24 protein-coding genes are annotated in these 24,299 nt (G+C 63.3%); 14 read left to right on the plus strand and 10 right to left on the minus strand.

All coding sequences use genetic code 11. The features are described from left to right. The first annotated feature begins 8 nt into the window (after positions 1-8). Positions 9-668 carry a WbqC family protein gene (locus KBT70_RS19320; protein WP_296637963.1) on the plus strand — a complete coding sequence of 220 codons (660 nt, stop codon included), beginning with the start codon at positions 9-11 and terminating at the stop codon, positions 666-668. 33 nt (positions 669-701) lie between these two features. On the opposite strand, the gene KBT70_RS19325 is transcribed toward KBT70_RS19320, so the two are convergent. The 7 genes from KBT70_RS19325 to KBT70_RS19355 all read right to left on the minus strand — a co-directional run bounded on the left by KBT70_RS19325 (position 702) and on the right by KBT70_RS19355 (position 7,005). Continuing rightward, the gene (locus KBT70_RS19325; RefSeq protein WP_296637965.1) at positions 702-1,325 is read right to left on the minus strand and encodes a transmembrane anchor protein; all 624 of its coding nucleotides are present in this window, start codon (positions 1,323-1,325) and stop codon (positions 702-704) included. Between the two features lie 16 nt (positions 1,326-1,341). After that, positions 1,342-2,070: a HupE/UreJ family protein gene (locus KBT70_RS19330; protein WP_296637968.1), complete on the minus strand. Its 729-nt coding sequence runs from the start codon at positions 2,068-2,070 to the stop codon at positions 1,342-1,344. 57 nt (positions 2,071-2,127) lie between these two features. After that, entirely contained in the window at positions 2,128-2,481 is a 354-nt protein-coding gene (locus KBT70_RS19335; protein ID WP_296637970.1) for a hypothetical protein, read from the minus strand. Between the two features lie 219 nt (positions 2,482-2,700). Further along, positions 2,701-3,990 (minus strand): SAF domain-containing protein, encoded by a 1,290-nt coding sequence (locus KBT70_RS19340; RefSeq protein ID WP_296637972.1) that lies wholly within the window; start codon positions 3,988-3,990, stop codon positions 2,701-2,703. A gap of 255 nt (positions 3,991-4,245) precedes the next feature. Further along, positions 4,246-4,806, minus strand: coding sequence for a DUF4202 domain-containing protein (locus KBT70_RS19345; protein WP_296637973.1), 561 nt, complete (start codon positions 4,804-4,806; stop codon positions 4,246-4,248). Between the two features lie 202 nt (positions 4,807-5,008). After that, on the minus strand, positions 5,009-6,349 hold the full coding sequence (locus KBT70_RS19350) for an ATP-binding protein (RefSeq protein WP_296637975.1): 1,341 nt from the start codon (positions 6,347-6,349) through the stop codon (positions 5,009-5,011). Further along, positions 6,346-7,005, minus strand: coding sequence for a response regulator transcription factor (locus KBT70_RS19355; RefSeq protein WP_296637977.1), 660 nt, complete (start codon positions 7,003-7,005; stop codon positions 6,346-6,348). The genes KBT70_RS19350 and KBT70_RS19355 overlap by 4 nt, the downstream gene beginning before the upstream one ends. Positions 7,006-7,258: 253 nt before the next feature. On the opposite strand from KBT70_RS19355, the gene KBT70_RS19360 reads away from it, so the two are divergent. The 12 genes from KBT70_RS19360 (at position 7,259) to KBT70_RS19415 (ending at position 19,308) form a co-directional block, all read left to right on the plus strand. Beyond that, positions 7,259-8,632 carry an ethylbenzene dehydrogenase-related protein gene (locus KBT70_RS19360; RefSeq protein ID WP_296637980.1) on the plus strand — a complete coding sequence of 458 codons (1,374 nt, stop codon included), beginning with the start codon at positions 7,259-7,261 and terminating at the stop codon, positions 8,630-8,632. Between the two features lie 2 nt (positions 8,633-8,634). Then, positions 8,635-9,189: a hypothetical protein gene (locus tag KBT70_RS19365; RefSeq protein ID WP_296637984.1), complete on the plus strand. Its 555-nt coding sequence runs from the start codon at positions 8,635-8,637 to the stop codon at positions 9,187-9,189. Positions 9,190-9,338: 149 nt separating this feature from the next. Next, positions 9,339-9,659, plus strand: coding sequence for a PepSY domain-containing protein (locus tag KBT70_RS19370; RefSeq protein WP_296637986.1), 321 nt, complete (start codon positions 9,339-9,341; stop codon positions 9,657-9,659). Further along, positions 9,652-10,308, plus strand: a complete 657-nt coding sequence (locus tag KBT70_RS19375; RefSeq protein ID WP_296637988.1) for a cytochrome b/b6 domain-containing protein — start codon at positions 9,652-9,654, stop codon at positions 10,306-10,308. Before KBT70_RS19370 ends, KBT70_RS19375 begins: the two co-directional genes overlap by 8 nt. Before the next feature lie 169 nt (positions 10,309-10,477). Continuing rightward, positions 10,478-10,828: a hypothetical protein gene (locus KBT70_RS19380; RefSeq protein WP_296637990.1), complete on the plus strand. Its 351-nt coding sequence runs from the start codon at positions 10,478-10,480 to the stop codon at positions 10,826-10,828. 76 nt (positions 10,829-10,904) lie between these two features. After that, positions 10,905-11,375, plus strand: a complete 471-nt coding sequence (locus KBT70_RS19385) for a DUF2271 domain-containing protein (protein WP_296637993.1) — start codon at positions 10,905-10,907, stop codon at positions 11,373-11,375. A 9-nt stretch (positions 11,376-11,384) separates the two neighbouring features. Further along, entirely contained in the window at positions 11,385-13,592 is a 2,208-nt protein-coding gene (locus KBT70_RS19390; RefSeq protein WP_296637996.1) for a PepSY domain-containing protein, read from the plus strand. Further along, on the plus strand, positions 13,573-14,532 hold the full coding sequence (locus KBT70_RS19395) for an FAD:protein FMN transferase (protein WP_296637998.1): 960 nt from the start codon (positions 13,573-13,575) through the stop codon (positions 14,530-14,532). Before KBT70_RS19390 ends, KBT70_RS19395 begins: the two co-directional genes overlap by 20 nt. Before the next feature lie 268 nt (positions 14,533-14,800). Further along, positions 14,801-15,865 (plus strand): TRAP transporter substrate-binding protein, encoded by a 1,065-nt coding sequence (locus tag KBT70_RS19400; protein WP_296638001.1) that lies wholly within the window; start codon positions 14,801-14,803, stop codon positions 15,863-15,865. Continuing rightward, positions 15,865-16,389 (plus strand): TRAP transporter small permease subunit, encoded by a 525-nt coding sequence (locus KBT70_RS19405; RefSeq protein WP_296638004.1) that lies wholly within the window; start codon positions 15,865-15,867, stop codon positions 16,387-16,389. The genes KBT70_RS19400 and KBT70_RS19405 overlap by 1 nt, the downstream gene beginning before the upstream one ends. A 9-nt stretch (positions 16,390-16,398) precedes the next feature. Continuing rightward, the gene (locus KBT70_RS19410; RefSeq protein WP_296638008.1) at positions 16,399-17,724 is read left to right on the plus strand and encodes a TRAP transporter large permease subunit; all 1,326 of its coding nucleotides are present in this window, start codon (positions 16,399-16,401) and stop codon (positions 17,722-17,724) included. A gap of 3 nt (positions 17,725-17,727) precedes the next feature. Further along, entirely contained in the window at positions 17,728-19,308 is a 1,581-nt protein-coding gene (locus KBT70_RS19415) for a gamma-glutamyltransferase family protein (RefSeq protein WP_296638010.1), read from the plus strand. A 35-nt stretch (positions 19,309-19,343) separates the two neighbouring features. On the opposite strand, the gene KBT70_RS19420 is transcribed toward KBT70_RS19415, so the two are convergent. The 3 genes from KBT70_RS19420 to KBT70_RS19430 are packed head-to-tail and all read right to left on the minus strand — an operon-like array spanning position 19,344 to position 22,814. After that, positions 19,344-20,891 (minus strand): ABC transporter ATP-binding protein, encoded by a 1,548-nt coding sequence (locus KBT70_RS19420; RefSeq protein WP_296638012.1) that lies wholly within the window; start codon positions 20,889-20,891, stop codon positions 19,344-19,346. Beyond that, positions 20,891-21,943, minus strand: coding sequence for a hypothetical protein (locus KBT70_RS19425; protein WP_296638015.1), 1,053 nt, complete (start codon positions 21,941-21,943; stop codon positions 20,891-20,893). Before KBT70_RS19425 ends, KBT70_RS19420 begins: the two co-directional genes overlap by 1 nt. Before the next feature lie 31 nt (positions 21,944-21,974). Further along, on the minus strand, positions 21,975-22,814 hold the full coding sequence (locus tag KBT70_RS19430; protein WP_296638018.1) for an alpha/beta hydrolase: 840 nt from the start codon (positions 22,812-22,814) through the stop codon (positions 21,975-21,977). A gap of 166 nt (positions 22,815-22,980) precedes the next feature. Here KBT70_RS19430 and KBT70_RS19435 point away from each other — a divergent pair, with 166 nt between their 5' ends. Continuing rightward, positions 22,981-24,198: an FAD-binding domain-containing protein gene (locus KBT70_RS19435; protein WP_296638020.1), complete on the plus strand. Its 1,218-nt coding sequence runs from the start codon at positions 22,981-22,983 to the stop codon at positions 24,196-24,198. The last annotated feature ends 101 nt before the right edge of the window (positions 24,199-24,299 follow it).

Genomic DNA, 24,299 nt, shown 5'->3' on the forward strand with positions numbered 1-24,299 from the left:
TGGCGATCATGCAACCCTACCTTTTCCCCTATGGCGGCTATTGGCGCCTTCTGACCGAATGTGACACCTTTGTCCTGTTTGACTGTGTGCAGTTCCCAAGGCGCGGCCGCGTCCATCGGTGCGAAATTGCGCCGCAAACCTGGCTGACCCTGCCTTTGGCCCCCGCCCCACGGGCGGCACTCATCCGCGACATGACCTTTGCCAACAATGCGCCCGCCCTGATGGCCCGGCAAGTGTCACGCCTGCCTTGGGCCACGCCGCGCGATACCGCCCTGCGCCGCGAGGTCTTGGGTCTGCTCGAGGCCCCGACAGGCAATCTTGTCGATCTTCTTGAAACCGGGCTGCGCCTTGTCGCGCAGGCGCTGGGCGCGCGCGCCACGATCCTGCGCAGTTCGAGCTTGGGCGTTTCGCCCGATCTGCGGCGGCAGGATCGCGTGATCGAGATTGCCGGGCGTCTGGGCGCCACCCACTACCTGAACGCCCCCGGTGGCCGCGCACTCTATGACGCCGAGAGCTTTGCGCGTCACGGCCTCATGCTCGAGTTTCTGCCCGATTACACCGGCGACATTCCGTCAATGCTTCGGGCGCTCTTCGAACGCCCGATAGACGAGATTGCCCACGATATCCGCCAGAGCGCCCCCGGCGGCGGCATGGCCGCAGAGCCTTAGAGCGCGACTGGATCTTAGGGTGCCCCTGCGCTGTCAGTAGGTGCCGACAACCTCTGCATAGGCCCCGCGCAATTGCAGCGTGATCGTGACCGTGTTTTCGTCGCGGTTGCGCCAGAACCAGCCGTGTTCCCCGGCAAAGGCGGCTGTGATCTCGCCTTCTCCGGCGGTGGCCCCGCGCCCACTGTCATAATCCACCGATTGCCCGTCACCATGAGCATGTAGATCAAAATTGATCCGACCCCCGGTTGCGGCCCAGGCATAGCTGGCGACATCGCCCGCCTGCATCACCAGCTTGACCTCTGCACTGGCCCCAGGTTCCAGCGTAAAGGTCACGTCGTCCCGCCAGGCCTCTTGCGCCTGCGCGGACCCTACCAAGAGGCCAAAGACCGCATCGCTCAAACTTGAGGACTGATCCGGCGCGCTCTCTGCGTCCATCAGGCGATCTGCTTCGGCCTCCTTGGCAAGCTGGACCTTGATCTCGCCCATTTCGGTCAGCCCCAGCACGCGGCCAATTCCGGTGGGGTCGATGGCATATTCCGCAGGTAAAACCACGGTCACAAGGATCGCAAGCGCGCTGAGGCCTGCAAGGATGCTGGACCGAAAGAGCTGCGCGCGGCTCGGCAGGTCTTCGAGGCGGGGTTTGGGTGCATTGTTCATTGTGGTCTCCGTTTCTTCAGACTGAGGCGAGATAGCCAGCCACCTGTTGGCCGGTCAGCAAAACGCCGAGGAGGATCATGAGGATATTCGCAGCACTGGCCTGCTGCATGAAGTTGGGACTGCGGCGCCAGTAGCCCATGACGATGAGAATGAGGGCCAGCGCCAGTATCTGACCCAGCTCAACCCCCACATTGAACGCCAGCAGATTGGCCAATAGCCCATCTTCGGCAATCTCATAGTCGAGGATCTTGGTCGCAAGACCGGTGCCGTGAAAGAGGCCAAAGATCAGCGTTGCGGCCTTGGTATCGGGCTGGAACCCGAACCATTTCTGATAGGCCCCGAGGTTGTCGAGCGCCTTGTAGACCACCGACAGCCCGATGATCGCATCAATGATATAGGCGTTGATGCCCCAACCATACCAGACGCCCGCAAGCATCGTGACCGAGTGGCCAAAGGCAAAGATGCTGACATAGAGGGCGACGTCCTTCATCTTGTAGAGAAAGAAAACGACGCCAAGCAGAAAGAGGATGTGATCGTAGCCCGTTACCATGTGCTTGGCACCGAGATAGAGAAAGGGAATGATGTTCACCCCCCAGATTTCCTGAATATAGCCCGCATCGCCTTCGGTGACGTTATGGGCAAGAGCGTGGGGGGCCGACAGCAAGAGTGCCGCCAGTGAAAGCAGGATCAGCGAGACCAAAGGGCGTGATGCCACGGCGCGCGTGACCCGTGAAAACGAGGTCATGGATGGATCTCCGATAAGCTGTTGAAGGATCGGTGACGCCGCACTGCGCGGCGCGGATCAGGCGCGCGGAGGTCGTTCGATCGCGTAGGCGCGATGCCACCCATCAGATGCAGGTCGAGGCCGAAAGCCATCGCGATAGCCCGGCATCGCGTCCGAGACCGCGCCAAGCGCCAGCAGCGCCTGACTGTGATCATGGTCCGTCACATCATGGCTATGCCCGTGGAGCGCCCAGTAGAGATCCTCTTCAAATCCATGCGAATGGCCATGCTCTGCAATCATTTCGGCATGATCGGCCACAACCTCGAGCAGGGAGGGCACATGGCTTGCGCGCGGCGCGATCGACCATATCGCAAGCGTCAGGCACAAAAGCGCCGCAAGCGTGGTCTTTCCGACTGTCCGTACGTGTTGCACCGGTCTGGTCCGCCTGATCCTAGCCTCGTCGCGGCACGTTGACCGTGCCGTCCTCTTTTGCCCTGTTATATGCCAAACCTCAGCCCCTATGCAACCAAACTGGCCCCTCTTGACCGGCAAAAGCCCGCCTTGCGGTCATCCGCCCGCGCCCTGTCCCTCTCATCCGCCGCGTGGTCCAGCGCCCTTGGTGCAGGGCTGCGGCATCCCGCAGCGCCGCGATCACCCCGCTATGGCGGCGCGGTAGAGCGTTGCGGCATCGTTGCCCGACAGATCGACATCGTCGAGCATCAACACCGCCCCTGCCGCGATGTCGCGCGTCAATCGCACCCCATGGGCCAGACCAATGGGCAGCGCCGCCCCCGCCCGGCTGAGCGGCAGCGCCTTGCCCCAGACCGTATAGCCGCCCTCGCCATCCAGCACCTCGCCCGCCTTGAGCGCCCGCTTGGCGACCGAGGCCACGGTGCCGCGCATCTCGCGCGCTTGGCCGGTGGGCTCGTGGCGCAGCGCGGCACTCAGGACGGAAATCGACAATTCCAACCCGATCAGATGAAAGGGCTTGTACATCGACGCAAAACGCCCGGTGGAATCCGTGGGCAGACCGTATTGCTTGAAACAGGCGGCGGCATAGTCATTGGGCGCCTCGAGCACCACATAAACCCCCCAGCGCAGATCACGGAACACAGGCCGCCCGTCGCGTTCGAGCGAGGACACGGTTTCCACCATGCCGCGCCGGTCCAGTTGCCCGCCCACCGCGCGCGGGCGCAGCACATGCGCCAGATCATCCACGCCACATGGGGGAAAGCCGAGGCCATTGTCGGGCACATCGAGACCGCAGGCATTGGCAATCGCCACCATCTCGATGGCGCTCTTGGTGCCATCGAGAAAAGAGTTGAACATTTGCGGATTCATCCCCGCTGCGGCCGCCTCTTGCGCGGTCAGGCCATAATGCGACCAGACGTCATCGGGCGTGACGGCATGATAGGCAGGCAGGTATTTGGTGCCCTTGCCCGCCGCCGTGACGTGAAATCCGGTGGCGCGCGCCCAATCGACCATTTCCGACACGAGCGCCGGTTGATCGCCGTAGGCCATGGAATAGACCACGCCCGCCGCCCGCGCCTCGGCAGCGAGGAGGGGGCCAGCCAACACATCCGCCTCGACATTCACCATCACCACATGCTTGCCGCCTGCAATGGCGGCGCGCGCATGGATAATCCCGGCGCGCGGGTTGCCGGTGGCCTCGATCACCACATCGACATCATCCCGCAGCCCAAGGGCTGCACCATCCTCGATATAGGCCGTGCTGGCCATGCGGCTCTCGTCCCAGCCGACCGCGGCACAGGCGGTCCGGGCGCGGGCGGGATCGAGATCCGCAATCGCCGTCACCTCGAGCCCCGCGATGGTCGGCACCTGGCTCAGGAACATCGAGCCAAATTTGCCCGCGCCAATCAGCCCCGCCCGAACAGGCCGCCCCCGATCCGCAGCCTCAGAGGCCAGTCGCGCTAGGTTCATCTCATATCTCCCATTCCGCCCCCAAGGGCCTGCGCCCCGCACCGTGCCGCCGGGGGCCACATTCCGATTTTCCCGCGATCATATCTCGTGCCACGCAAACGACAATGGCACCGGCAAAGAGGCGGCGCAGATTATCTGCCGCGCGACCGGCGATCCTGTCGTGAGTTGTCCGCGCGGAATGGGTGCCTCTGGTGGTGTCGGACATGCTCTGACAACCTTACAAAATCACCGACAGATTTGTAAGGTTTGTAAGGTTCAAACTCGGAAGTGAACCGCCAAAGACTCAGGCAGATCGAACTCTTCCAGCACCCGCGCGCGCCCCGGTTCGGACATTTTCAGCGCGGTCTTGGTCACGATCCGATCCAGCTTTTCAGGGTCTTGCGAGGGGGCAAACGGCGCGAAATACCATTTGAGAAAGGTGAAACAGATCACATCCTCCAACGCCTGCACGTCCGCATCGCGTTTGATCCCCTCTTTGCGGATCATTTTCTGAGCGCGTTCAATGTCTTGGCTGTCATAGCCTGCGTCTTGCATGATCTCGCCCACACGGGTTGCGTGATGTTTGGCAAGAGTCGTGCGCCATGTCAGATAGCCCGCGCGCCCTTCTGGAAAATCCTGTCTTTTCAAGATCCAACGTTCAATATGCTGGCCCCGCGCGGCGATTTGCAGGGGCTCTGATGCGTTGGGGAACAGCCGGTTACATTCCGCGCTCATCCGCCGCCCATAAAGCCACGCCGCGGGCTCCCCTTCGCGCACATCCGGGTCATGGCGGTTGGCCGCGTCAATCGCGGCAAGGGCATTTTCCAGTTTATTCACAATGCCTTACCTCCCGCCATTATCCTAGCTGGGCTCTGACCGGTCGGACAGGCCCAAACATTCCCATAGCGTATCAGGGGCAGAATCGCAGCGTCAAGCGTCGCCGGGCGCTGTAGTGCAAGGCATCTTTGCGAAAGGATAATCAAGTATTTGATTTATAATATAAATTTTCAGAAAACGCCACTTGGCGCCCTGCGTCCTCTTACGCCCGTTCGTCCTCTGTCGGCAACAGGATGGACGCCTGAAAGCCCGATTTCGCCCCCGGACGCGGGGACTCAAGAACAAGCGGGCTCTCGATCCGATCCGCAATGGCGGCCACAATGGCAAGACCCAGACCGCTACCCTCCGCCCCCACATTCGCCCGTTCAAACCGCACCGTCAGCCGATCCAGCCTGTCACGCGGCAGCACCGGCCCTTCGTTCGCCACAACCAGCCGCCCCCCTGGCGTCAGCGTGACCTCGACCGGAGCCGTGTCTGCCCCATGCCGGAGGGCGTTTTCCACAAGATTTCGGCACAAAATCGCGAAAGCATCGGGATCAATATCCGACAAGACCGCCGTTTCCGGCAGCGTCAACACGATCCGCCCCGGCGCGGCCCCGCGCGCCAGATCATCCACCACCACACGCGCGATGGCCCTCAGATCGGCGCTATGGTCCATCCGCAGCCGCCCACCTTCGGCGCGCGCAAGTTGCATCAGGCGTTCAGAAAACCGGGTCAGGCGCTTGAGCGTCGTCTCGATTTCGGCCGCACGCGCCTTGGTGGCCGGGTCCTGCGTCTCGGACCCGAGGCGCTGCGCTTGCGCGATGGCCCCAGCCAGTGGCGTCCTCAGCTCATGCGCCGCGTTCGCCGCAAAGCTGCGCTCGGCCTCGAATGCATCGCGCAATCTGGACAACAGACTATTCAAGGTGGCAGCGAGCGGGGCGATTTCCGTGGGCAGATCGTCGCCGGGAACCTCCGAGAGGTCACGGGCACCGCGCGCCTCAAGTCTGGTGCGGAACCGGCGCAGCGGGGCGAGGCTGAAGCGGACGGCCAAGATGATGGCCCCTAGGGCCAGAGGCAGCACGATCAGGAGTGGCAGGCCGAGGCCCATCTGGATTTCCCGCGCAACAGAGGCACGATGCGCCAGCGGTTCGGCCACGGTGATGCGGATCGTTCCCTGAAGAGCGGCGTCACTGTAATAGCGATGGCTGGCGGTTTCGACAAACCCCGGCCCCTCCCATGGCGGGAACATGGCCACATCGGCGGCATGAGATTGCAGCAGGATACGCCCCTCGGCATCGCGCACGAGATAGGTAAAGAACTCGTCATGCGCGCGGATCGGGGCCAGCCGCTGCGTCACGCCTTGATCCTCGCGCCCGACAATGTCGGTCACGGCCAATGGCAGGATGCGTTCTGCGGTCTCGCGCAGCGCGCTGTCGAACACCTCGTCCATCTCGCTCCGGACGATCACGGCCGTGACCGAGGCGGCCAACAGCCACAGGACCGTGAGCACGAGGCCAAGCGTAAGGCCAAGCCGTGCCTGAAGGCTGGCGCGCCACCTCATGCTTTGCCCAAGCGGTAGCCCATGCCGCGCTCTGTCTCGATGATGGCGGAACCCAGTTTCTTGCGCAGGCGGCTGACATGGACCTCGATGGTGTTGCTCTCGATTTCAGCGTCGAAGCTATAGAGCTTTTCTTCCAGTTGCGCCTTGGACAAGAGCTGACCGGGCCGCGCAAGCAGGGCTTCGAACAGCGCCCATTCCCGCGCGGTCAGCGGGACCGGCTTGCCATCGCGATGCACGCTGCGCGCCGCAAGGTCGATGTCGAGCGGACCATGGCTGATGATCGGGTTTGGGTTGCCGCTGTAGCGCCGCGCGACGGACCCGATGCGCGCGGACAGTTCGGCCAGATCAAAGGGTTTCACCAGATAATCGTCGGCCCCCGCGTTCAGCCCTTCGATCCGGTCAGAAATCTGGTCGAGCGCGGTCAGGATGATGACCGGCGTCACGTCACCCCGCGCGCGCAAACTCTTGAGAAACCCGATGCCGCGCCCATCGGGCAGCATCAGGTCAAGCAGGATAAGGTCATAGGCCGCGCTGCGCTGTGCGTCGTGCGCGGCATCAAGGCGCGTGACCCAATCGACCGACTGGCCATCGCCTGCGATCTGGTCGCGCACTGCGGCACCCAGAACCGTGTCGTCTTCGATCAACAGGATGCGCATTGTTTGTCCCCCATTCCGGCCAGTGTTCTTTCATCGGCCCGTCTTACGCAAGGCTGACGGTTTCAGGGCAAGCGTGTCAGCTTGGCGTAAGCTTTGATGTTTGGTCTGCGTCGGTCCGTCTCCGGTCTCTGACCCAGGATGAACAGTGGCTGCAATTTAGGGCTGACTTGGATCAAGGACCTGCCCGCGTGACACGTATATGCCGTTTCGAGCCGGGTTGAGAAGCGGTCCCCGGATATGAGAGGAACAAATAATGAACAAATACACCTTACCGGTGGCCTCAGTGCTATTCCTCGGAGGGTTGCTCATAAGCTGGGTGACACATGGGACTGGCGTTGTGGTCAATGATCCGGAGCGCAATATCAGTATCCCCGAAACGCTGACCGTGCCCCTGCAGGTGCAGGCGGCCTACAACGATGACAGGATGTTCTTTCGCTATCGCTGGCCTGCGGAGAGTCCCGGCATTTTTCACGATGTTCTGGTTTATCAGGATGGCGAATGGCAGGTTCGTGGCAACGCTGTTCCGGGGTCCAACCCTGACGGGCTGCACGAAGACCGCGTGGCGATGATGCTTGACGATGGATCGGTGCCGGAATTCGGGCGCTATGGCGGGTATATCACGATCGGGGCCGGCTTGGCCGGACTGACCGATGAGGCCTCCGAGGAGGTCACGAAATACCTGCCTGCGACGCGCAACCGCTTGGGCGCATGGGATGACATGGCCCCCGAGGATGTCCAGGCACGGCTGCGCGCGGCCGGATATTTCCTTGATCTTTGGCACTGGCGGGGTGGGCGGTCAAATCCGCTGGGCTACGCTGATGACCAGAATATCGGTGCCGGGCGTGATGGCGATGATGGCAAGTCCGCGTATTCGACCAATTGGGACAAGGAGATATCGCAACCCAAGGTGATGTTTGATTCAGGCAGAACAGGCTATGCCGCCTTGCGCTGGGAGGACATGATGGCGGGCCGGATCACGCAGGAACAGGCCTATGCGCTGACACCCAACGTTTCAGTGCCGTTCGACCCCGAGCGCACATGGCAGAACGGTGACGTGATCCCGAGACGCATCCTTAACCTGCCCGACGGATCGCGGGCCGACATCACAGCGCCCGGAAAGGGCCGTTGGTCCGATGGCTATTGGGACGTCACGCTGTCGCGCGCGCTGGATACTGGCGCACCGCAGGATGACAAGATCCTGCATGATCTGGGGGTCTATGATGTGGCCTTTGCGATCCACCGCAACGCGACTGGCGGGCGTTGGCACTATGTATCGTTGCCACAGAGTCTGGGTCTGGACCGCGAGGCCGATATCAAGGCCGTGCGCTTTGCCGGAAGTCAACCGCAATGGGGTGACGCCTGGACCGACATCACTCTCTTTTACCCCGGACAGGTGACTTGGCCGTTGCTCAATTCCGGTGCCCACGCAGGCGCAGAGCGCATCGCCGAAGGCGTGCCGGTCCGGTTTCGTCATACCCCGGAACAGTTGAGCAACTACGGCATCGAGGTCGAATTCAACGATCAGATCCGGCGGCAATGGGGGCTGACCATTCTGGCGGGCCTTGTGCTGATCGCGGGGTTCGGCGTCGCCTTGAACCGATCCATCTCTGCCACGAAAGGAGCCTGAAAATGGCCGCATATCATGTTGTTCTTGTTCACTTTCCAACGGCTCTGTGGCTGGCATCGGCGTTATTGATCTTTTTGCGGGTCATCAACGACGGGTCGGTGGGGCAGGCGGCGGATCGCGCCTTGCCGGTGTTTCTGGTGCTGGGTGTGCTGTTCGGTGCCGTGACCTATGGTGTCGGGCTGATGGTCTGGGACTGGCAGGCGCTCTCGTCTAGTCCCATGGGGCGCAACCATATGCTGACGGCAAGCTGGTCGCTGGCCTATTTCACCCTGCTGGCGATCACCCGCCTGATGCAAGGCGATGCGCTCTGGCATGGGGTGCCTCGCTTTGTGATGCTTGTTCTGTCCGGTGTGGGCGTCGTTCTTGTCGGGGTCACTGGCACGCTCGGTGGGCATCTGATCGGGGTCTATACCGAGGTCGGGCAAATATTGCGCGCCCTCGGGTGGGAAATATATTCCACCTATTATGTGCCCAATCTCACGGTCGGCTTGCTGATCGTGCTTGGGATTGTCATGACCCTGCTTGGTGTGATGGCCGGTCGCAAGGGCTCGGCCTGATCCGCGCCGAAGGGCCGCCTTGTCGGGTGGCCCTCTATCCAAACCGAGGCTGAAGGTAATCTGACGCACAAAGCCGCCTGCCTTCAGCCTGCCGTCAGCTTCGCCGCGCATATCTTGCCCCAAGAGTCGTGCCACGAGGAGTTTGGCCCATGAAGAAGACAGTGACAATTCTCGGATTTCTCGCGGTCTTTCCGGCCGGTGCTGCATTGGCGGAGGATGACTGCTTTGTGCCGATGGCCGATTGGCAGCCGCGCGATGCTGTCGCCCGACTGGCCGAAGAGAACGGCTGGGCCGTGCGCCGCATCAAGATCGACGATGGCTGCTATGAGATTGACGGTCGCGATGCCAATGGCCGCCGGATCGAAGTGACGGTCCATCCCGCGACGCTTGAGGTGATTGAGATCGAATACGAGGACGAAGACGACGATGCGCGCCGCAGCCGTGATCGCGAAGGAGAGAAAAATGACTGAAGCCAACGCTCACCCTACATTCCAACCGGACGCCGGGACAAAACCTGTGGTCCGGGTCTGGGACCCTCTGATCCGGGTCTTCCATTGGAGCCTTGTCGCCGCCTTTGTGGTGGCCTGGCTGAGTGCCGAAGAGCTTGACACGGTTCACGAGGTCGCGGGCTATGTCGTCGCCGGTCTGGTGGCCTTTCGCCTCATCTGGGGCCTTGTCGGTAGCCGGCATGCCCGGTTCTCTCAATTCCTGAAAGGTCCGCGCGCGGTCATGTCCTATCTTGGCGATATGGCACGCGGCAAGGAGCGGCGCTATCTTGGCCATAATCCCGCGGGCGCGGCCATGATCGTGGCGCTGCTGGTGACGCTCTCGGGCACCGCCTTGACGGGTTGGCTGATGGCAGAGCCGGACCGTCTCGCACTCCTGCCTGACATGCCGCAGATCGTAGCACCCGCCTGGGCCGATGACGATGGCGGCGCAGAGAGCGGGGCCGAAGGCGTGCTGGAAGAGGTCCATGAAACACTGGCCAATCTGATGCTTCTGCTCGTGGCCTTGCATGTGGGTGGCGTTGTGCTGGCCTCGTTCCGGCATCACGAAAACCTCGCCCGCGCCATGGTCACGGGTGACAAACGCGCGCCCGCACCCGGCGACATAGGCTGATCGTTGCGAATCCTTGGCCGATCATGCCCCAGGCCCGATTTGGCCCCGCTGTAGAAAGGCGGGGCTTTTTCATTCCTGACGCCAAGCTGAAGCAGGAATCACCGCTGCGTCAGGGTTTCCTCAGGTCCACCCCCGAGATTGGGCGCAGCAGACGAAAGGAGACCCTGCCATGAAAAAGACCCTGACGCTTCTCGTCGCCTCGACCGCGCTGACCGCTGCCATTGGCGTTCCCGCCTGGAGTGCGATGCACGTGCCTGAGAGTGAAGGCCTTCGGTCCCTCGCCGCGCTCGTCGATGAGGGGCACCAAGAGCTGCCGCTCGTGCTCGTGAGTGGCGATGACGATGACAATGACGACCGTGATGACGACGATGACGATGACGAAGAAGAAGATGAGGAAGAAGAAGATGAGGACGACGATGATCGCGGGGGTGCGCGCAATCCCGCGCCCGCCGGTACCGTCGCCCCGCCACAGAACGGCCTCTTTGGCACCGGCACCCCGCCACAGGTCAAGGTGAACTGATCCACGCGGCGGCGCGGCGGATGCTGCTGCGCCGCACGTTCAACGCGACAACGCTCCCGCAACAAGGAAACTTCCCATGAAATCGCATCTCGCAACGCTTACGCTCGCCACCGCTCTGGCGCTTCCCGGCTTTGCCATGGCCCGCCCCGTGACGCTGACCACCGCTCTGACCAATTATGGTGGCGACGGCGCCTATATCGCGCTCTATGTCACCGACGCCTCTGGCGCTTATGCCGGTAGCCTGTGGATGGCGGGCGGAAAATCAAAGTATTACAAGCATCTGAGCGACTGGCATCGTGCCACGGGCGGAGACACGGCGCAGGTCAACGGCATCACTGGTGCCAGTGTCGGCGCGGGCCGAACGCTCGAAATCACGCTTGATCTGGCCGATGCGCTCTTTGATGCGGGCTACACGCTCCATATCGACGCGGCCGTCGAGGATATGCGCGACAGCCCGAATGAGGTGGCCGTGCCCCTCACGACAGCAGGAGCGGGCACACCCGTGCCTGGCCGCCGCTACGTTGCCAGCTTTGCTTACGACATGTGAGGAGGGGCCATGATCCGCGCATTTCACCGTTGGCCGGGTCTACTGGCCCTCGTCCTCGTCACTATCCTCACCCTGAGTGGCACGGCCCTGTCGGTCTTTCCGGCGGCCGAGCGTCTGACCGCCCCGCAGGCCGAGGCCGGGCTGACGGTTGCCACTCTCGCGGGCCGCATTCAGGCGGCCTATCCGGGCGTCGAGCAGATCCGGCGCGCGCCCTCGGGGCGGATCACGGCCTATTGGTTCGATCAGGGCGCGCCCGGTGCTGCCGTGATCGACCCTGCCACCGGTCAGGGCGTGGCCTCGGCCGATCCCAACACGGTTCAGCGCTGGCTCACCAATCTGCACCGCTCGCTTTTGCTTGGGGATACAGGCCGCATCGCCATGGCCCTCGGGGCGGCGGCGATGCTGGCTCTGTCGCTCTCGGGGGCGCTGTTGCTCGCACGGCGGATGGGCGGCTGGCGGCATTGGTTCGCGCGCGCCCGCGGTCCGCTTGCCGGTCGTCTGCATGTCGAGATTGGCCGCATTGCCGTGATCGGGCTTGTCCTGTCGTCCATGACGGCCCTCTGGATGACGGCCTCTACCTTTGATCTGCTTCCGGACACGGGCACCACGCTCGCCCTGCCCGCAGAAGTCAGCGGAAAGACGGGGCTTGCAGTAGACCTGATTCCGGTCCTCGGCCAAACCTCTGTCAGCGCGCTGCGCGACCTGAGCTTTCCCTTTCCGGGCGATGCGACGGATGCCTTCACACTCCGGACCGATCAAGGCATGGGATATCTCGATCAGGGAAATGGCGCGCTGCTTGCCTGGGCAGACCTGACCGGGTGGGAGCGTGTCTCCGAAACCATCTATATGTTGCACACCGGGCAAGGCGCGGCGGTGCTGGGGCTGATCCTCGGGCTTATGGCCCTCGGGGTTCCTGCGATGGGAGTGACGGGTGTGTTGGTCTGGTTGGCCGGGCGGCGCGGGCGGCCACGTATTCGGGGCAATCAGCCTATGGCGCGCGCCGACACGATCCTGTTGGTTGGCAGCGAAGGGGGCAGCACCTGGGGGTTTGCCGCCACGCTTCATGCGGCGCTGACAGAGGCCGGGCAGAGCGTGCATGTCGGCCCGATGTCGAGCTTTGCGCCAGAGCGTTATGCTTCGGCGCAACGGATCATCCTGCTTGCCGCGACCTATGGCGATGGGGCGGCACCGGCCTCGGCCTCGGGGTGTCTTGACCGTCTGAGCGGTTCCAAACACGCGCCTCGCACTCCGCTCGCCGTTCTGGGGTTTGGCGACCGCAGCTTTCCGGCCTATTGCGCCTTTGCCAAGGCGGTAGCCCAAGCGTCACAGGCGCATGGGTGGCCCGAACTCTTGCCCTTCGACACCATCGACCGCCAGTCGCCGCAGGACTTTGCCCGTTGGGGCCGCGCGCTTGGCGAGGTGCTCGGGATTGACCTCGACATGACGCACCAACCCGTGCTGCCCAGAACAGAGACGCTGACCCTCGTGTCGCGCCGGGACTACGGCGCGGAGGTTCAGGCTCCGACGGCGATCCTGCGCTTTGCCCTGCCGCGTGTCACGCTCTGGCAGCGATTGATCGGGGGCGGATTTGCGCGCTTTGTGGCGGGTGATCTGATCGGTATCCTCCCCGAGGGCAGCCCCCTGCCAAGGTTCTATTCACTTGCCTCTGCGCGCCGTGACGGGTTTGTCGAGATTGTCGTGAAGAAACATCCCGGCGGCCTCTGCTCGGGCCAGCTTGCGGCATTGGTGCCGGGCGACACGGTGCGCACCTTCCTGCGCCCCAATCCCGGGTTTCATGCCGGTCGGGATCGCGCGCCGCTGATCCTGATTGGTGCTGGTACCGGTATTGGCCCGTTGGCAGGCTTTGTGCGCGGCAATGTGCGTCACCGGCCCATTCACCTCTTCTTTGGCATGCGTCATCCCGACAGCGATTTCTTTTACGGCGAGGAAATGCCTCTGTGGCAGGACCAGCGCCGTTTGACCCGGCTGGTCACAGCCGCCTCACGCGTCGCGCGACCCCTCTATGTGCAAGACGCGCTGCGCCGTGACGCGAGCGAAGTTGTGCGACTCATTCGCGACGGGGCGAGGGTGATGGTCTGTGGTGGGCGCGACATGGCGGCAGGCGTGGCTGATGCGCTGACCGAGATTCTCGCACCGACCGGGCTGACGCCTGCGACACTGAAGGCGGAGGGGCGGTATGTCGAAGATGTCTATTGAACAGGAGCGTATTGCCCTCAATGGCCCGACCATGGGCACGCGGTGGTCGGCGCTCTTTTTCGCAGAACCGGGTTTTGACGCGGGCGCAGTCGAGACCGCGCTGCAAGCGGCGGTCGACGAGGTAGATGCGCAGATGTCTACTTGGAAGGCGGACAGCGACCTGATGCGCCTCAACGCTGCAGCGGTGGGCGTGCGGGTGGCGGTGCCTGCGCGGCTCTCCGCGGTCCTGCGCCTTGGCCTCGAGATCGGGCGCGCCACGGGCGGGGCGTTTGACATCGGCATGGGGGATGCGGTGAAAGCTTGGGGTTTTGGCGCAGAGGCGGCCGCCCCCCATGCCATCCGCGCGGCAATGACTGCCCAACGACGCCCGGCGCATGAGGTGCTGGACCTTAACGAGACACACGCCCGCAAGCTTGCGCCTCTTGCTCTTGACCTCAATGGCATCGCCAAGGGCTATGGGGTGGACCGGCTGGCCGAAACCCTGCGCGCCCATGGGATCGCTGACGGTCTTGTGGGTATAGACGGAGAGATGCGCGCGATGGGGGCGCGTTCCGATGGCGCAGCTTGGACCATCGCTGTGGAAGCGCCGGACACAGAGCGCCGGATGCCCCATTCTATTCTGGCCTTGGAGGACGCGGCCGTCGCGACATCGGGTGATTACCGTCACTGGATCGACGTGCAGGGAAAGCGCCTGTCTCACACGATGGACCCAAGGCGCGGCGCACCTCTGATCGCCGCGCCTGCCTCTGTCACTGTCGTGGCCCGCACCTGTGCCGAGGCCGATGCCTGGGCGACGGCGCTCATGGTGCTTGGGCCAGAGGCGGGTGCTGCACTTGCGGACGCACGCGGGCTCGATGCGCTGTTTCTCTTGCGTGAGGACGGGCAGGGCCTGCGGAGCATCGGGGTCGGACGACTGTTCGCCGCTGGTGTCGCACCATAATCCCAAGGGCAAGTGCCGAATTGGCCTGCCCTGTGACCCTCGCCCATGCCGCGCCCGCCCGTTGTTACCGCTTGGGAGCGGTCGTCTGTCTGCGCTTCAAGGTCACAACCTTTTCATTCCGCTCAATAAATGGACAGTGCTGCGCAATTTTGTGCAGAATTGCATTCAAAATTCAATTCCTTTGCGGTTTCTGCGCTGCGGAATCTGGTTTCTGGCCTGTGGAACTTCATGGTCTGCCCATCTGCAACCGATGGATAAGGACAGGACTATGGACAGACGCAAGTTTCTGGCGGCCGCTGCCGCCGCTCCTCTGGCCGCCCCGAGCATTGCGCGGGCACAAACCAGTTTCGCTTGGAAAATGACCAATGCCTATGGGCCCGGTTCCCCCTTTTATGTCGAGGGTCCGGGCAGCCCCAAGGATTTCTGTGACAAGGTTGCCGCGATGTCCGGTGGCCGCATGACCATTCAGCATTTCGCGGCGGGCGAGTTGATCCCGGCGCTCGAAGGCTTTGACGCGGTGCGGGGCGGGGCGGTCGAGATGAATGCGGCCAACGCCTATTTCTGGGCCGGAAAACTGCCAGCAGCGCAGTATTTTACCACCGTGCCCTTTGGCATGAACTTTCAGGGCATGACGGCCTGGCTCTATCATGGCGGTGGCATGGCGCTCTGGGATGAGCTTTACGAGCCACTTGGCCTCAAGGCGCTGCCGATGGGCAATACCGGCGTGCAGATGACCGGCTGGTTCCGCGAACCGATCGAGAGCATCGCCGATTTCAAAGACCTCAAGATGCGTATTCCCGGTCTGGCCGGCAAGGTCTATGCCGCGCTGGGTGTTGATGTGAAACTCTTGCCGGGTGGCGAGATTTTCCCGGCACTGGAACGGGGCGTGATTGATGCGGCGGAATTTGTCGGCCCCTATCAGGATCGCCGCCTCGGGCTGCATGATGCGGCCAAATATTACTATACGACCGGCTGGCACGAACCCTCGAACGTGACCGAACTCTTGATCAACAAGGCCGCGTGGGACACGCTGCCTGCCGATCTTCAGGCGATTGTGTCCACCGCTGCGATGGCCTGCAACCTCGAGAGCCACACTTGGTGCGAGGCCAACAATGCCGCAGCCCTCAAGGATCTGGTCGAGAATGAGGGCGTGATCGCCAACACCTTGCCTCAAGATGTGGTCGACGAGTTGAAAGCCGTCACGCAAAAGGTGCTGGAAGAAGGTGCCGCAGCCGATCCCGCGACCAAAAAGGTGCATGACGCCTTTATGGCGTTCAAGGCCGAGCATGACAGTTGGGCCGCCGTGTCCGAAAAGCCGCTCTACGCCTTGTGATGCAGACGGGGATCAAACGCGTCACGGACGGGGCTTCTGGCCTCGTCCGTGGGATCGGACATGTCGCGGCATGGAGCGCGCTAGCGCTGGTGCTGGTCGTCGCGTTCAACGTGCTGGCGCGCTACCTCTTTTCCTATGGCACCGTCGCGCTGCAAGAAGCCGAGTGGCACATCATGGCTGTGAGCGCGCTCTTTGGAATGTCTTATGGCCTCAATCAAGGAGGCGAAGTTCGGGTCGATATCTTCTACGGCACGATGCGGCCCAAAACACAGGCGCTGGTCGATCTCGTCTCGAACACCGCGCTCTTTGTCATCGCGCTGATCATTGCATGGCTTTGCATCGCCTATGTGCAATCGAGCTATGCGATCAACGAAGGCTCGCCCGATCCCGGTGGCCTCGGATACCGTTACCTGCTCAAGGCGAGCATGCCCGTGGCCTTTGTGCTCTTGGCGGTGCAGGCGGTCGCGATGACCGGCCATGCCGCGCTCAAACTGATGACCCCCTCCCCAGAAAGACAGGAATAGGCAGGACCGATGCCCTATACAGAAATTCTCGCGCTCTGCATGATCGGCGCGTTCTTTATCCTGTTGCTGATCGGCATGCCGGTGGCGATCTGCCTTGGCGTAACAGGGTTTGTCTTTGGCTACATGGGCTTTGGCTCCATGCTCTTCACGCTGATGCCCGCGCGGATATTCGGGGTGATCACCAATTACACGCTTTTGGCGCTGCCGCTCTTCATCTTCATGGGGATCATGCTTGAAAAATCCCGAATAGCCGAAGACCTGCTGGAGGTGATTGGCTTTGCCATGGGCGGGCTGCGCGGCGGCATGGCGCTGGCCATCATCCTTGTCGGTGTGCTGATGGGGGCGGCCTCGGGGGTGGTTGGCGCGACCGTGGTCACGATGGGGCTGATCGCGCTCGGCCCGGTGATCAAGCGCGGCTACAGCGCCAGCGTGGCCGCAGGTGTGATCTGTGCCTCGGGAACGCTGGGGCAGATCATCCCACCCAGTTTGGTTCTCATCCTGCTGGCCGATATCATGGGGCAATCCGTGGGCACGCTCTTTGCGGCGGCGCTTTTGCCGGGGCTGATGCTGGCGGGGCTTTTTGTGGGCTATGTCCTCATCCTCGGGTTTCTCTCGCCCAAGACCCTACCCGCCATCCCGCTCGAGGAACGCGCCGCGATGCTGCGCGGTGAGTTGGCGGGCAAGCTGATCAAGGTCGTGTTCCCGCCCATTGCCCTGATTGTTCTGGTTCTGGGCTCGATTATCGGCGGTGTCGCTGCGCCGACCGAAGCGGCCTCCATGGGTGCCTTTGGCTCTATCGTTCTGGCGGCATTGGCGGGGCGGCTCAATCTCTCGATCCTGCGCGACGCGGTGCGCGCAGCCTTTGTCACCTCTGCCATGGTGTTCCTGATCCTGATCTTTGCCCAGCCGTTCGGGCTGGCCTTTCGTGGACTTGGCGGCGAACATCTGGTGCAATCAGCGTTTTCCAGCGTTCCGGGGGGGTTGGAAGGCCAGATCTTTTTCCTGATGCTCTTGCTCTTCGTGCTGGGATTCTTTCTGGAATGGATCGAGATTTCCTATATCGCTTTGCCGCTTTTTTTACCGATTTTCATGCAGTCGGGGGCGGATCTGACCTGGATCGCCATACTGGTGGCGATGAATCTGCAAACCTCGTTTCTCACGCCACCCTTTGGCTGGGCGCTGTTCTTTCTCAAGGGCGTCGCCCCGCCCGAAGTCACGACCGCGGACATCTACAAAGGCGTGATACCCTTCATCGGCCTCCAACTGGTCGCACTAAGCCTTGTGTATTTCTCACCGGGGCTGGCCACGTGGCTGCCCCAAGCGATCGGATGGTGAGCCATGCTCCATGCAGCCTTGGGATATAACGGCGCGGTATCCGCGCCCCACCGCGCCGCCGCTCTGGCAGGACGCGATGTGTTGCGCGACGGTGGCACGGCGATCGAGGCCATGGTCGCCGCCGCCGCGACGATTGCGGTGGTCTATCCGCACATGAACGGGATCGGCGGGGATGGCTTCTGGCTGATCAAGCAGCCGGGCAAGCCGCCGGTCGGTATCTTCGCAGGCGGTCAGGCGGCAAAGCTCGCGACCCCGGAGTGGTATGCGGTGCGCGGGCATCTTCGTGCCATCCCCACGCGGGGCGGTCTGGCCGCGCTGACGGTGCCCGGCACAATCGGCGGCTGGCAGGCGGCGCTTGGGGTGCAGGACGCAAAGCTGCCGCTCTCGCGCCTCTTGGCCCCGGCGATTGCCTATGCCGAACACGGGATCGCCGTGACCGGCAATCAATCCCGCACCACGGCCGAAAAGCTGGAGGGGCTGCGTGATGTTCCGGGCTTTGCCCAGACGTTTCTGATCGGCGGCAAGGTGCCAGAGACAGGCGCGCATCTGCGCCAACCGGCCCTCGCCCGCACGCTGCGCCACCTGTCAGACGAGGGCCTACGCGCCTATTATGACGGTCCGCTGGCCCGCACCCATGCCGCCTATCTTGAGGAGAACGGCAGCCCGCTGCGGATGGAGGATTTTAGCGCCTATGCCGCAGAGCAGGTAACGCCCTTGACCTTGGAGACTTCGCAAGGGCGGCTTTACAACATGATACCGCCCACGCAGGGGGTTTCATCCCTGATGATCCTCGGTCTCTTTGACCGTTTGGGTGTGGTAAAGGGCGAAGGCTTTGATCACATCCACGGGTTGATCGAGGTCACCAAACAGGCGTTCATCCGGCGCAATGCCGAACTGGGTGACCACACCCATATGGCGACACCGGCGCAGAATTGGCTTACGGGTGCGGCGCTTGACGTGCTGGCGGCGCGGATCGACAGAACCAAGGCCCTGCCCTGGCCTTATGAGCCCAAAGAGGGCGATACGATCTGGATGGGGGCCTGCGACGCGGAGGGCACTATCGTCAGCTTTATCCAGTCGGTGTTCTGGGAATTCGGCTCTGGTCTCACCTGCCCGGATACGGGCGTTTTCTTTCAGAACCGGGGCGCGGGGTTTTCGCTGGCTCCGGGGCCAAACCAGCTTGCCCCCGGCAAACGGCCGTTCCACACGCTCAACCCCGCCATGGCCGAATTGCGCGACGGGCGGATCATGGCCTATGGCACGATGGGCGGCGAAGGTCAGCCGCAGACGCAATCCGCCGTCTTCACGCGATACGCGCAGTTTGGGATGGACCTGCAAGCGGCCGTGACCGCCCCCCGTTGGCTCTTGGGCAAGACATGGGGGCAGGACACCACATCACTGAAACTCGAGGATCGGTTTGATCCGGACCTGATTGCGGCGTTGCGAGGGGCCGGGCATGAGGTCGAGCTGATCGCGCCCTATTCGGATCTTGCGGGCCATGCCGGGGCTGTGGTGCGCCATCCCAGTGGGTTGATCGAGGCCGCCGCCGATCCGCGTTCGGACGGGGCCGCGATCACCGATTGAGCGCAGGGGGCAAGGGGGGAAAGCTCGCGTGCCCGTCAGGCCGCCGAAGACGTGTATCGCTCTGCGCCGCCAAGCCGGAGGATGGTGGCACCTCTTTTCGGCAGATGTCCCCGCAGTCGCATGCGCAGACCATCATCCACCTCGAGCCCCAACACCAGCAATTTTGGGGGCAAAAGCTTGATACGGACGATTCCGAGCGCCAAGCGTTCGGTGTGGGTCAGGTTCTTGCCCCCCTCCAGAACCGTACCATCCAACCCGCCCAGCCGATCGAGCAGGGGGCCAAGGCCCACGTCGCGAGCCAGATGTTCGAGCGTTGCGTCCTCTGGTCGGGTGTCGCAGCCCATCAATAGCGCGCGGCGCAAAGACCCTTGCAGGAGTTCCGGGCTGCTGCTGACGCTGTGCACATGGCGGCGCAGGCTGCCACGGCTCAGATCGCGCAGGTCCACACCCGACAAGAGGATGCGGCCCGCTGAGGGCGTCTCCAGACCAAGCAGCATGTCGCTGACCGCCTTTGCATCGACCTCGCCAATGGGCAGACAGGTTTCGGTCCCCCCCTTGGCGTGCAGGGACAGCACTTGACCCGATGGCAGGACGACATCCTCGAACGTGACATCGACCGTGCCTTTCGAAAGGCTTTGCCCGGCCCGGTAGAGATCGCGCTTCTGCCGCGACAGCGCAGCTTGGGCCTTGATCGCGGCGGCGCGAAAAGCGGCGCGATGGTTCCAGACCCCGCCAAGGTCGCGCAGAGGGGATAGCAAAAGCCCCAGCACGGCCAGTGCGGCGGCGATGTCGCCAGTGCCCAAACCGGCGCGGTGCCCCGTCAGAATGACCAGAGCCGCTGCCAGCCCGGCGGCAAGATCGGGCAGCGCATTGACGGTTTCGGCGCTCAGGCGGTGGCGCAGGGCGGCGCGGATCATGGCCGTGGTGCGTTTGTCCAGATGTGCCAGTTCCTTGCCCCGTCGGCCCAGACGGTCCAATTGCGGGGCCAATGGCATGCGTTCGGCCATGTCTGCCGCGATCCGTGCCCGGCGCACCCGCAGGCGCCGTTGCAGCGGGATCAACCGCATGCCGCCGAGCGTGATGGCAAAGAGCGTGATCCCAAAGACCGGCACCACGGCCATGGCAAACACCGAATTGAGCAGCCAGAGCACCACAAGCATCGTCGGGATCAGCACGGCCCCTGCGACAAGCCGCGGCAATCCTAGGCCCAGCCAGTTGCGAAAGGCCGTCATGTCCCCGACAAAGCGGAGCGACATATAGCCCGCGCGCCGCTCTGCCACTGCACTTGCGGGCATATGCGCTGCGTGCTCGAAGAGGGCCGCCCGGATCTGGCGGGCATAGTCCTGGCCGATGCCTTCGCCCAGATACCGCGCGGCGATGCGTGTGGTCGCGATCAAGCCCCCCGCACCCCCGAGAACGACCAGACCGATGGGCGGCAAGGCACCACCGCTCTGCATCGCCTCGAAGAGGGCGCGGGTGGCAAAGGCGGCGGCCCCGGCCGCCACGCCCTGAACCAGCGTGAGTGCGGCGACAAGGGCGAGGCCACGCCCGCGCCCGCGATCCAGAAGAGGGGGCAGCGCCATCAGGCCGCCCGCCGATCCATGCCAAACGCGCGTAAGGCAAAGACATTCGCCTCGGCAGGGTCGGCCAGATCTCCCTTGCGCAGCACCGGCACGCCTGTGGCCCCTTCTGCTTCGGCCACCGCCATGGGCGAGCAACTGAGGATGCCGGTCAGCGCATCGGGGCGCAGCCCATGACGGGCCAGTTCAGCCACCCCGCCCGCCGCCGCAACAGCATCGCCGCAGGCAAAGATCAACCCCGACTGACGGTCGCGCAGCCATGGGTCCGCGATCAAGGCACCGGTTTCCCGCTGGAACAAGCCGTCGGCGATTTCCATGACGGCAATCTCGCAGCCCCGTTCCGCCGCATGGGCCAGCAAGAGGTCGAGCCCGGCCTTTACCCGCTCCAACGGTTCGCGGTAGGTCGTGACCATGCCGGCATCGGTGAAATCGGCCACCCAATGCGCGCCCGTGTCTGCATATTCATTGAAATCACCAAATGCCCCAGTGCCCGTGCCCTTGAGTGCGGCCACCTTGTAGCCCGCGCGCCGCAGCCCCAGCGAGAGCTGTGCCGTGGCCAATGTCTTGCCCGAGTTCATCGCCGTGCCCAGAACCACGATCACCGGAATATCGCGGGCGACATTCGTGGGCGGCAAGGCGAAGCGCTCGAGGTTCACGGGCTGTCCGGCGATATCGAGCAGCCGACCCATCGGCAAGAGGCGGGTTGCGTTCCTGATCCGCTCGTTGCGGGACACCATCCGTCCGATACAGCCGCCCCCGGCCAGCAGGTCGGCCCCGTCAGCATCAATCTCGGCCAGCCCTTCGAACTGGTCCGGAGCATAGCGCGCGCCGCAAGCCAGCACCACCTTGTCGCCCGGATAAATCAAGGACGGACGCCCCGTTGAAAGCTGAACACGCTGATGTTGCCCAAGGCTTTCGACCTGCGCGAGGATCAGATCGCCGGGGCGAGCCGCGGCAAAGTCAGTGTCCATTCCGGCAATTGCGCTGCGATCCACGCGGCGGGTCGAGAAGGTCCATTTGGCATCGGAGACAGAGGAAAGGAGGTCATGTGTCATGGGGGGTATCCTGAACAGAGGTGGGAAGAATTCAGCTTGCGACAGCAAGGGACGGCCAGCCGCAGGTCGCGTTGCCATGGCTTGTCACCTTGGCGGCGAGGCCTGCGTCTCGGATCGCTTGGGCCACGTCATGGCCCACGCCCGGCAACTGCGTGAGGGTGATGTCGGGTATGATGCCCTTGGCGCGCGCCGCCGCTCGGAAATGCTCGACATAGGTCTGCGCCCGCGCAATGCGTGTTGCTCCCTGAACCCGGTCCAGTTTGGGCGACTGGCGCAGGGCGTCATCGCGCAACGAATCCTCTAGGCCAACGAACACTTGAACCGACAGGCGCAAATAGGCGCTCAGCGCCTGTTCATGCCGCCGCGCCCAAGACAGGCTACCGGGATCGGCATCAACCCCAAGACCGTAAGGATAGGCCATGCTGGTGTCTGGCAGGCAATACCATCCTGCCGCCGCAAGGTTGAGCCGCCCCACCCGGTTCGGATAAAGCATTGCAAAGCGATGCGCGAGTTGCGCGCCCCCGGAGTGCCCGAAGATGTCCACCGGCCCCGCGAAAGCGGCATCTAGCATGGCCAGATGCGACAGAAGGGCCAAGAGCGCCTGATCGGGCCGCGCGGCGCGGCATGGCCGCTGGAAATGTGGCCAGGCAGAGGCCGAAAAATGCGGCACGACCACGATGCGCCCGCTTCTCTCGGACTCTGGCGTGAATAAAGCCACCAACTCATCAGCGTTGCGCGAAATACCGTGGAGAACCACCAGCGGCGGCAGGCCGGATAATCCCGCCGGTTGGATGACCTGCGCAGGCAAGGTGCCCGAGGGCGAGGCCACCCGATGTGGGGTGACGATTGTCTGGAATGTCGGGCGATGCATCTGCGTCTCCTGCAAGTTGTTCTGCTAGGCAAACGGGGCAAAGGCGGGATTATTCCACCGCCCTGAAATTTTCCCATAACACGCGGCGCAGCGCCCATATTGAAATCGGTGCCGAATGCGTCATGTCCCAGATTGCCCGTTGTTATTGCAAGAGATTGGAGCCGCGATGACCGACTGGAGTGCGACCCGTGCTGCGGGCGAGGCGAGGCTCGCCGCCTTTGCGCCTCGCATGGGGCGGCGCTATGCCAATGGTCGCAACACCGACAATGGGCCGGGGGCGCACAGCGCGGTGTCAGGGCTTTCGCCCTATATCCGGCGACGGTTGGTGCTCGAACCCGAGGTTGTGGCAATGGCGGTCGCGGCGCATGGTCCGGAGCAGTCTGAAAAATTCGTGCAGGAGGTCATCTGGCGCGGCTATTTCAAAGGCTGGTTGGAGCGCCGTCCGCAGGTCTGGGCCAGCTATGTGCAGGGTCTTGAGAGCGATCTTGCCGCCCTTGATCACGACCGCCGCCTGCGCCGCGAGGTGGCGCGGGCGATGGACGGGCAGACCGGCCTTGCCTGTTTCGATGCCTGGGCTGCGGAGCTGGTCGAGACCGGGTATCTGCACAATCACGCGCGAATGTGGTTCGCCTCGATTTGGATTTTCACCCTTGGTTTGCCGTGGCGTCTTGGGGCGGATTTTTTCTACCGGTATCTGCTCGACGGGGATGCGGCGTCGAACACATTGGGCTGGCGTTGGGTGGCTGGCCTGCACACCAGAGGCAAGCCCTATCCGGCGCGCGCTGACAACATCGCCACCTTTACCAACGGGCGCTTTACGCCGCGCGCTTCGGACTTTACCGAAGTGACAGAAGGGCTTGAGGCGACCGAGCCGGAGGGGTTGCCGCCTGTGCAGCCCTTGCGCTCGGTGCAGGGTCCGCAACCCGGTCGCCCAACCTTGCTCTTGATCACCGATGAGGATTGCCGGGTCGAGGATTTCGACCGTGCCGCGCTTGATATTCGCGCCGTGGTGACACTGGCCAGCAGTCATCTTCGCTCACCCTTGCCGGTCTCCGAGGCGGTCCATCGGTTCGAGGCGGGCGCGCTCGACGATGCCGCCGCGCGACTGGGTGTGGCGGTGGACATGGCGCGCGCTGATCATCCCGCAGCACTCGCGGATTGGGCGGTGAAATCCGGGGCGACACAGATCGTGACCCCTTATGTGACACAAGGTCCTCTTTTTGACTGGTTGGACGAGGCTCGGTCCTCTCTTGCGGCGCGGGGCATCGCCTTGACCGAGTGGCAGCGCGCCTGGGACCTTGCGATCTGGCCGCAAGCTACGGCCGGGTTTTTCAAGGTGAAGCAGAACATCCCTCGTATCCTGAGGGAAAACGGACTTGGCTGAGGGCGTGCGCGGGATCAGCGCATCTGTCGTGCGGATTGAGGTTAAGAGCCGAAGAAGCCGACTTTAGTCGGAAGACCGGGGCCTCCGGATCGCGTAGAACC

The sequence above is a fragment of the Roseovarius sp. genome (genome assembly GCF_018066915.1).
Classification (GTDB): Bacteria; Pseudomonadota; Alphaproteobacteria; order Rhodobacterales; family Rhodobacteraceae; genus Roseovarius.

What these genes read in the sequence shown, in the direction of transcription:
- KBT70_RS19435 (WP_296638020.1), top strand. Translation starts at nt 22,981, where the DNA reads ATGACCGACTGGAGTGCGACCCGTGCTGCGGGCGAGGCGAGGCTCGCC.
- KBT70_RS19360 (WP_296637980.1), top strand. Translation starts at nt 7,259, where the DNA reads ATGAACAAATACACCTTACCGGTGGCCTCAGTGCTATTCCTCGGAGGG.
- KBT70_RS19415 (WP_296638010.1), top strand. Translation starts at nt 17,728, where the DNA reads ATGCTCCATGCAGCCTTGGGATATAACGGCGCGGTATCCGCGCCCCAC.
- KBT70_RS19365 (WP_296637984.1), top strand. Translation starts at nt 8,635, where the DNA reads ATGGCCGCATATCATGTTGTTCTTGTTCACTTTCCAACGGCTCTGTGG.
- KBT70_RS19355 (WP_296637977.1), bottom strand. Translation starts at nt 7,005, where the DNA reads ATGCGCATCCTGTTGATCGAAGACGACACGGTTCTGGGTGCCGCAGTG.
- KBT70_RS19325 (WP_296637965.1), bottom strand. Translation starts at nt 1,325, where the DNA reads ATGAACAATGCACCCAAACCCCGCCTCGAAGACCTGCCGAGCCGCGCG.
- KBT70_RS19370 (WP_296637986.1), top strand. Translation starts at nt 9,339, where the DNA reads ATGAAGAAGACAGTGACAATTCTCGGATTTCTCGCGGTCTTTCCGGCC.
- KBT70_RS19320 (WP_296637963.1), top strand. Translation starts at nt 9, where the DNA reads ATGCAACCCTACCTTTTCCCCTATGGCGGCTATTGGCGCCTTCTGACC.
- KBT70_RS19430 (WP_296638018.1), bottom strand. Translation starts at nt 22,814, where the DNA reads ATGCATCGCCCGACATTCCAGACAATCGTCACCCCACATCGGGTGGCC.
- KBT70_RS19395 (WP_296637998.1), top strand. Translation starts at nt 13,573, where the DNA reads ATGTCGAAGATGTCTATTGAACAGGAGCGTATTGCCCTCAATGGCCCG.
- KBT70_RS19330 (WP_296637968.1), bottom strand. Translation starts at nt 2,070, where the DNA reads ATGACCTCGTTTTCACGGGTCACGCGCGCCGTGGCATCACGCCCTTTG.
- KBT70_RS19385 (WP_296637993.1), top strand. Translation starts at nt 10,905, where the DNA reads ATGAAATCGCATCTCGCAACGCTTACGCTCGCCACCGCTCTGGCGCTT.
- KBT70_RS19350 (WP_296637975.1), bottom strand. Translation starts at nt 6,349, where the DNA reads ATGAGGTGGCGCGCCAGCCTTCAGGCACGGCTTGGCCTTACGCTTGGC.
- KBT70_RS19390 (WP_296637996.1), top strand. Translation starts at nt 11,385, where the DNA reads ATGATCCGCGCATTTCACCGTTGGCCGGGTCTACTGGCCCTCGTCCTC.
- KBT70_RS19340 (WP_296637972.1), bottom strand. Translation starts at nt 3,990, where the DNA reads ATGAACCTAGCGCGACTGGCCTCTGAGGCTGCGGATCGGGGGCGGCCT.
- KBT70_RS19425 (WP_296638015.1), bottom strand. Translation starts at nt 21,943, where the DNA reads ATGACACATGACCTCCTTTCCTCTGTCTCCGATGCCAAATGGACCTTC.
- KBT70_RS19410 (WP_296638008.1), top strand. Translation starts at nt 16,399, where the DNA reads ATGCCCTATACAGAAATTCTCGCGCTCTGCATGATCGGCGCGTTCTTT.
- KBT70_RS19400 (WP_296638001.1), top strand. Translation starts at nt 14,801, where the DNA reads ATGGACAGACGCAAGTTTCTGGCGGCCGCTGCCGCCGCTCCTCTGGCC.
- KBT70_RS19375 (WP_296637988.1), top strand. Translation starts at nt 9,652, where the DNA reads ATGACTGAAGCCAACGCTCACCCTACATTCCAACCGGACGCCGGGACA.
- KBT70_RS19380 (WP_296637990.1), top strand. Translation starts at nt 10,478, where the DNA reads ATGAAAAAGACCCTGACGCTTCTCGTCGCCTCGACCGCGCTGACCGCT.
- KBT70_RS19405 (WP_296638004.1), top strand. Translation starts at nt 15,865, where the DNA reads ATGCAGACGGGGATCAAACGCGTCACGGACGGGGCTTCTGGCCTCGTC.
- KBT70_RS19420 (WP_296638012.1), bottom strand. Translation starts at nt 20,891, where the DNA reads ATGGCGCTGCCCCCTCTTCTGGATCGCGGGCGCGGGCGTGGCCTCGCC.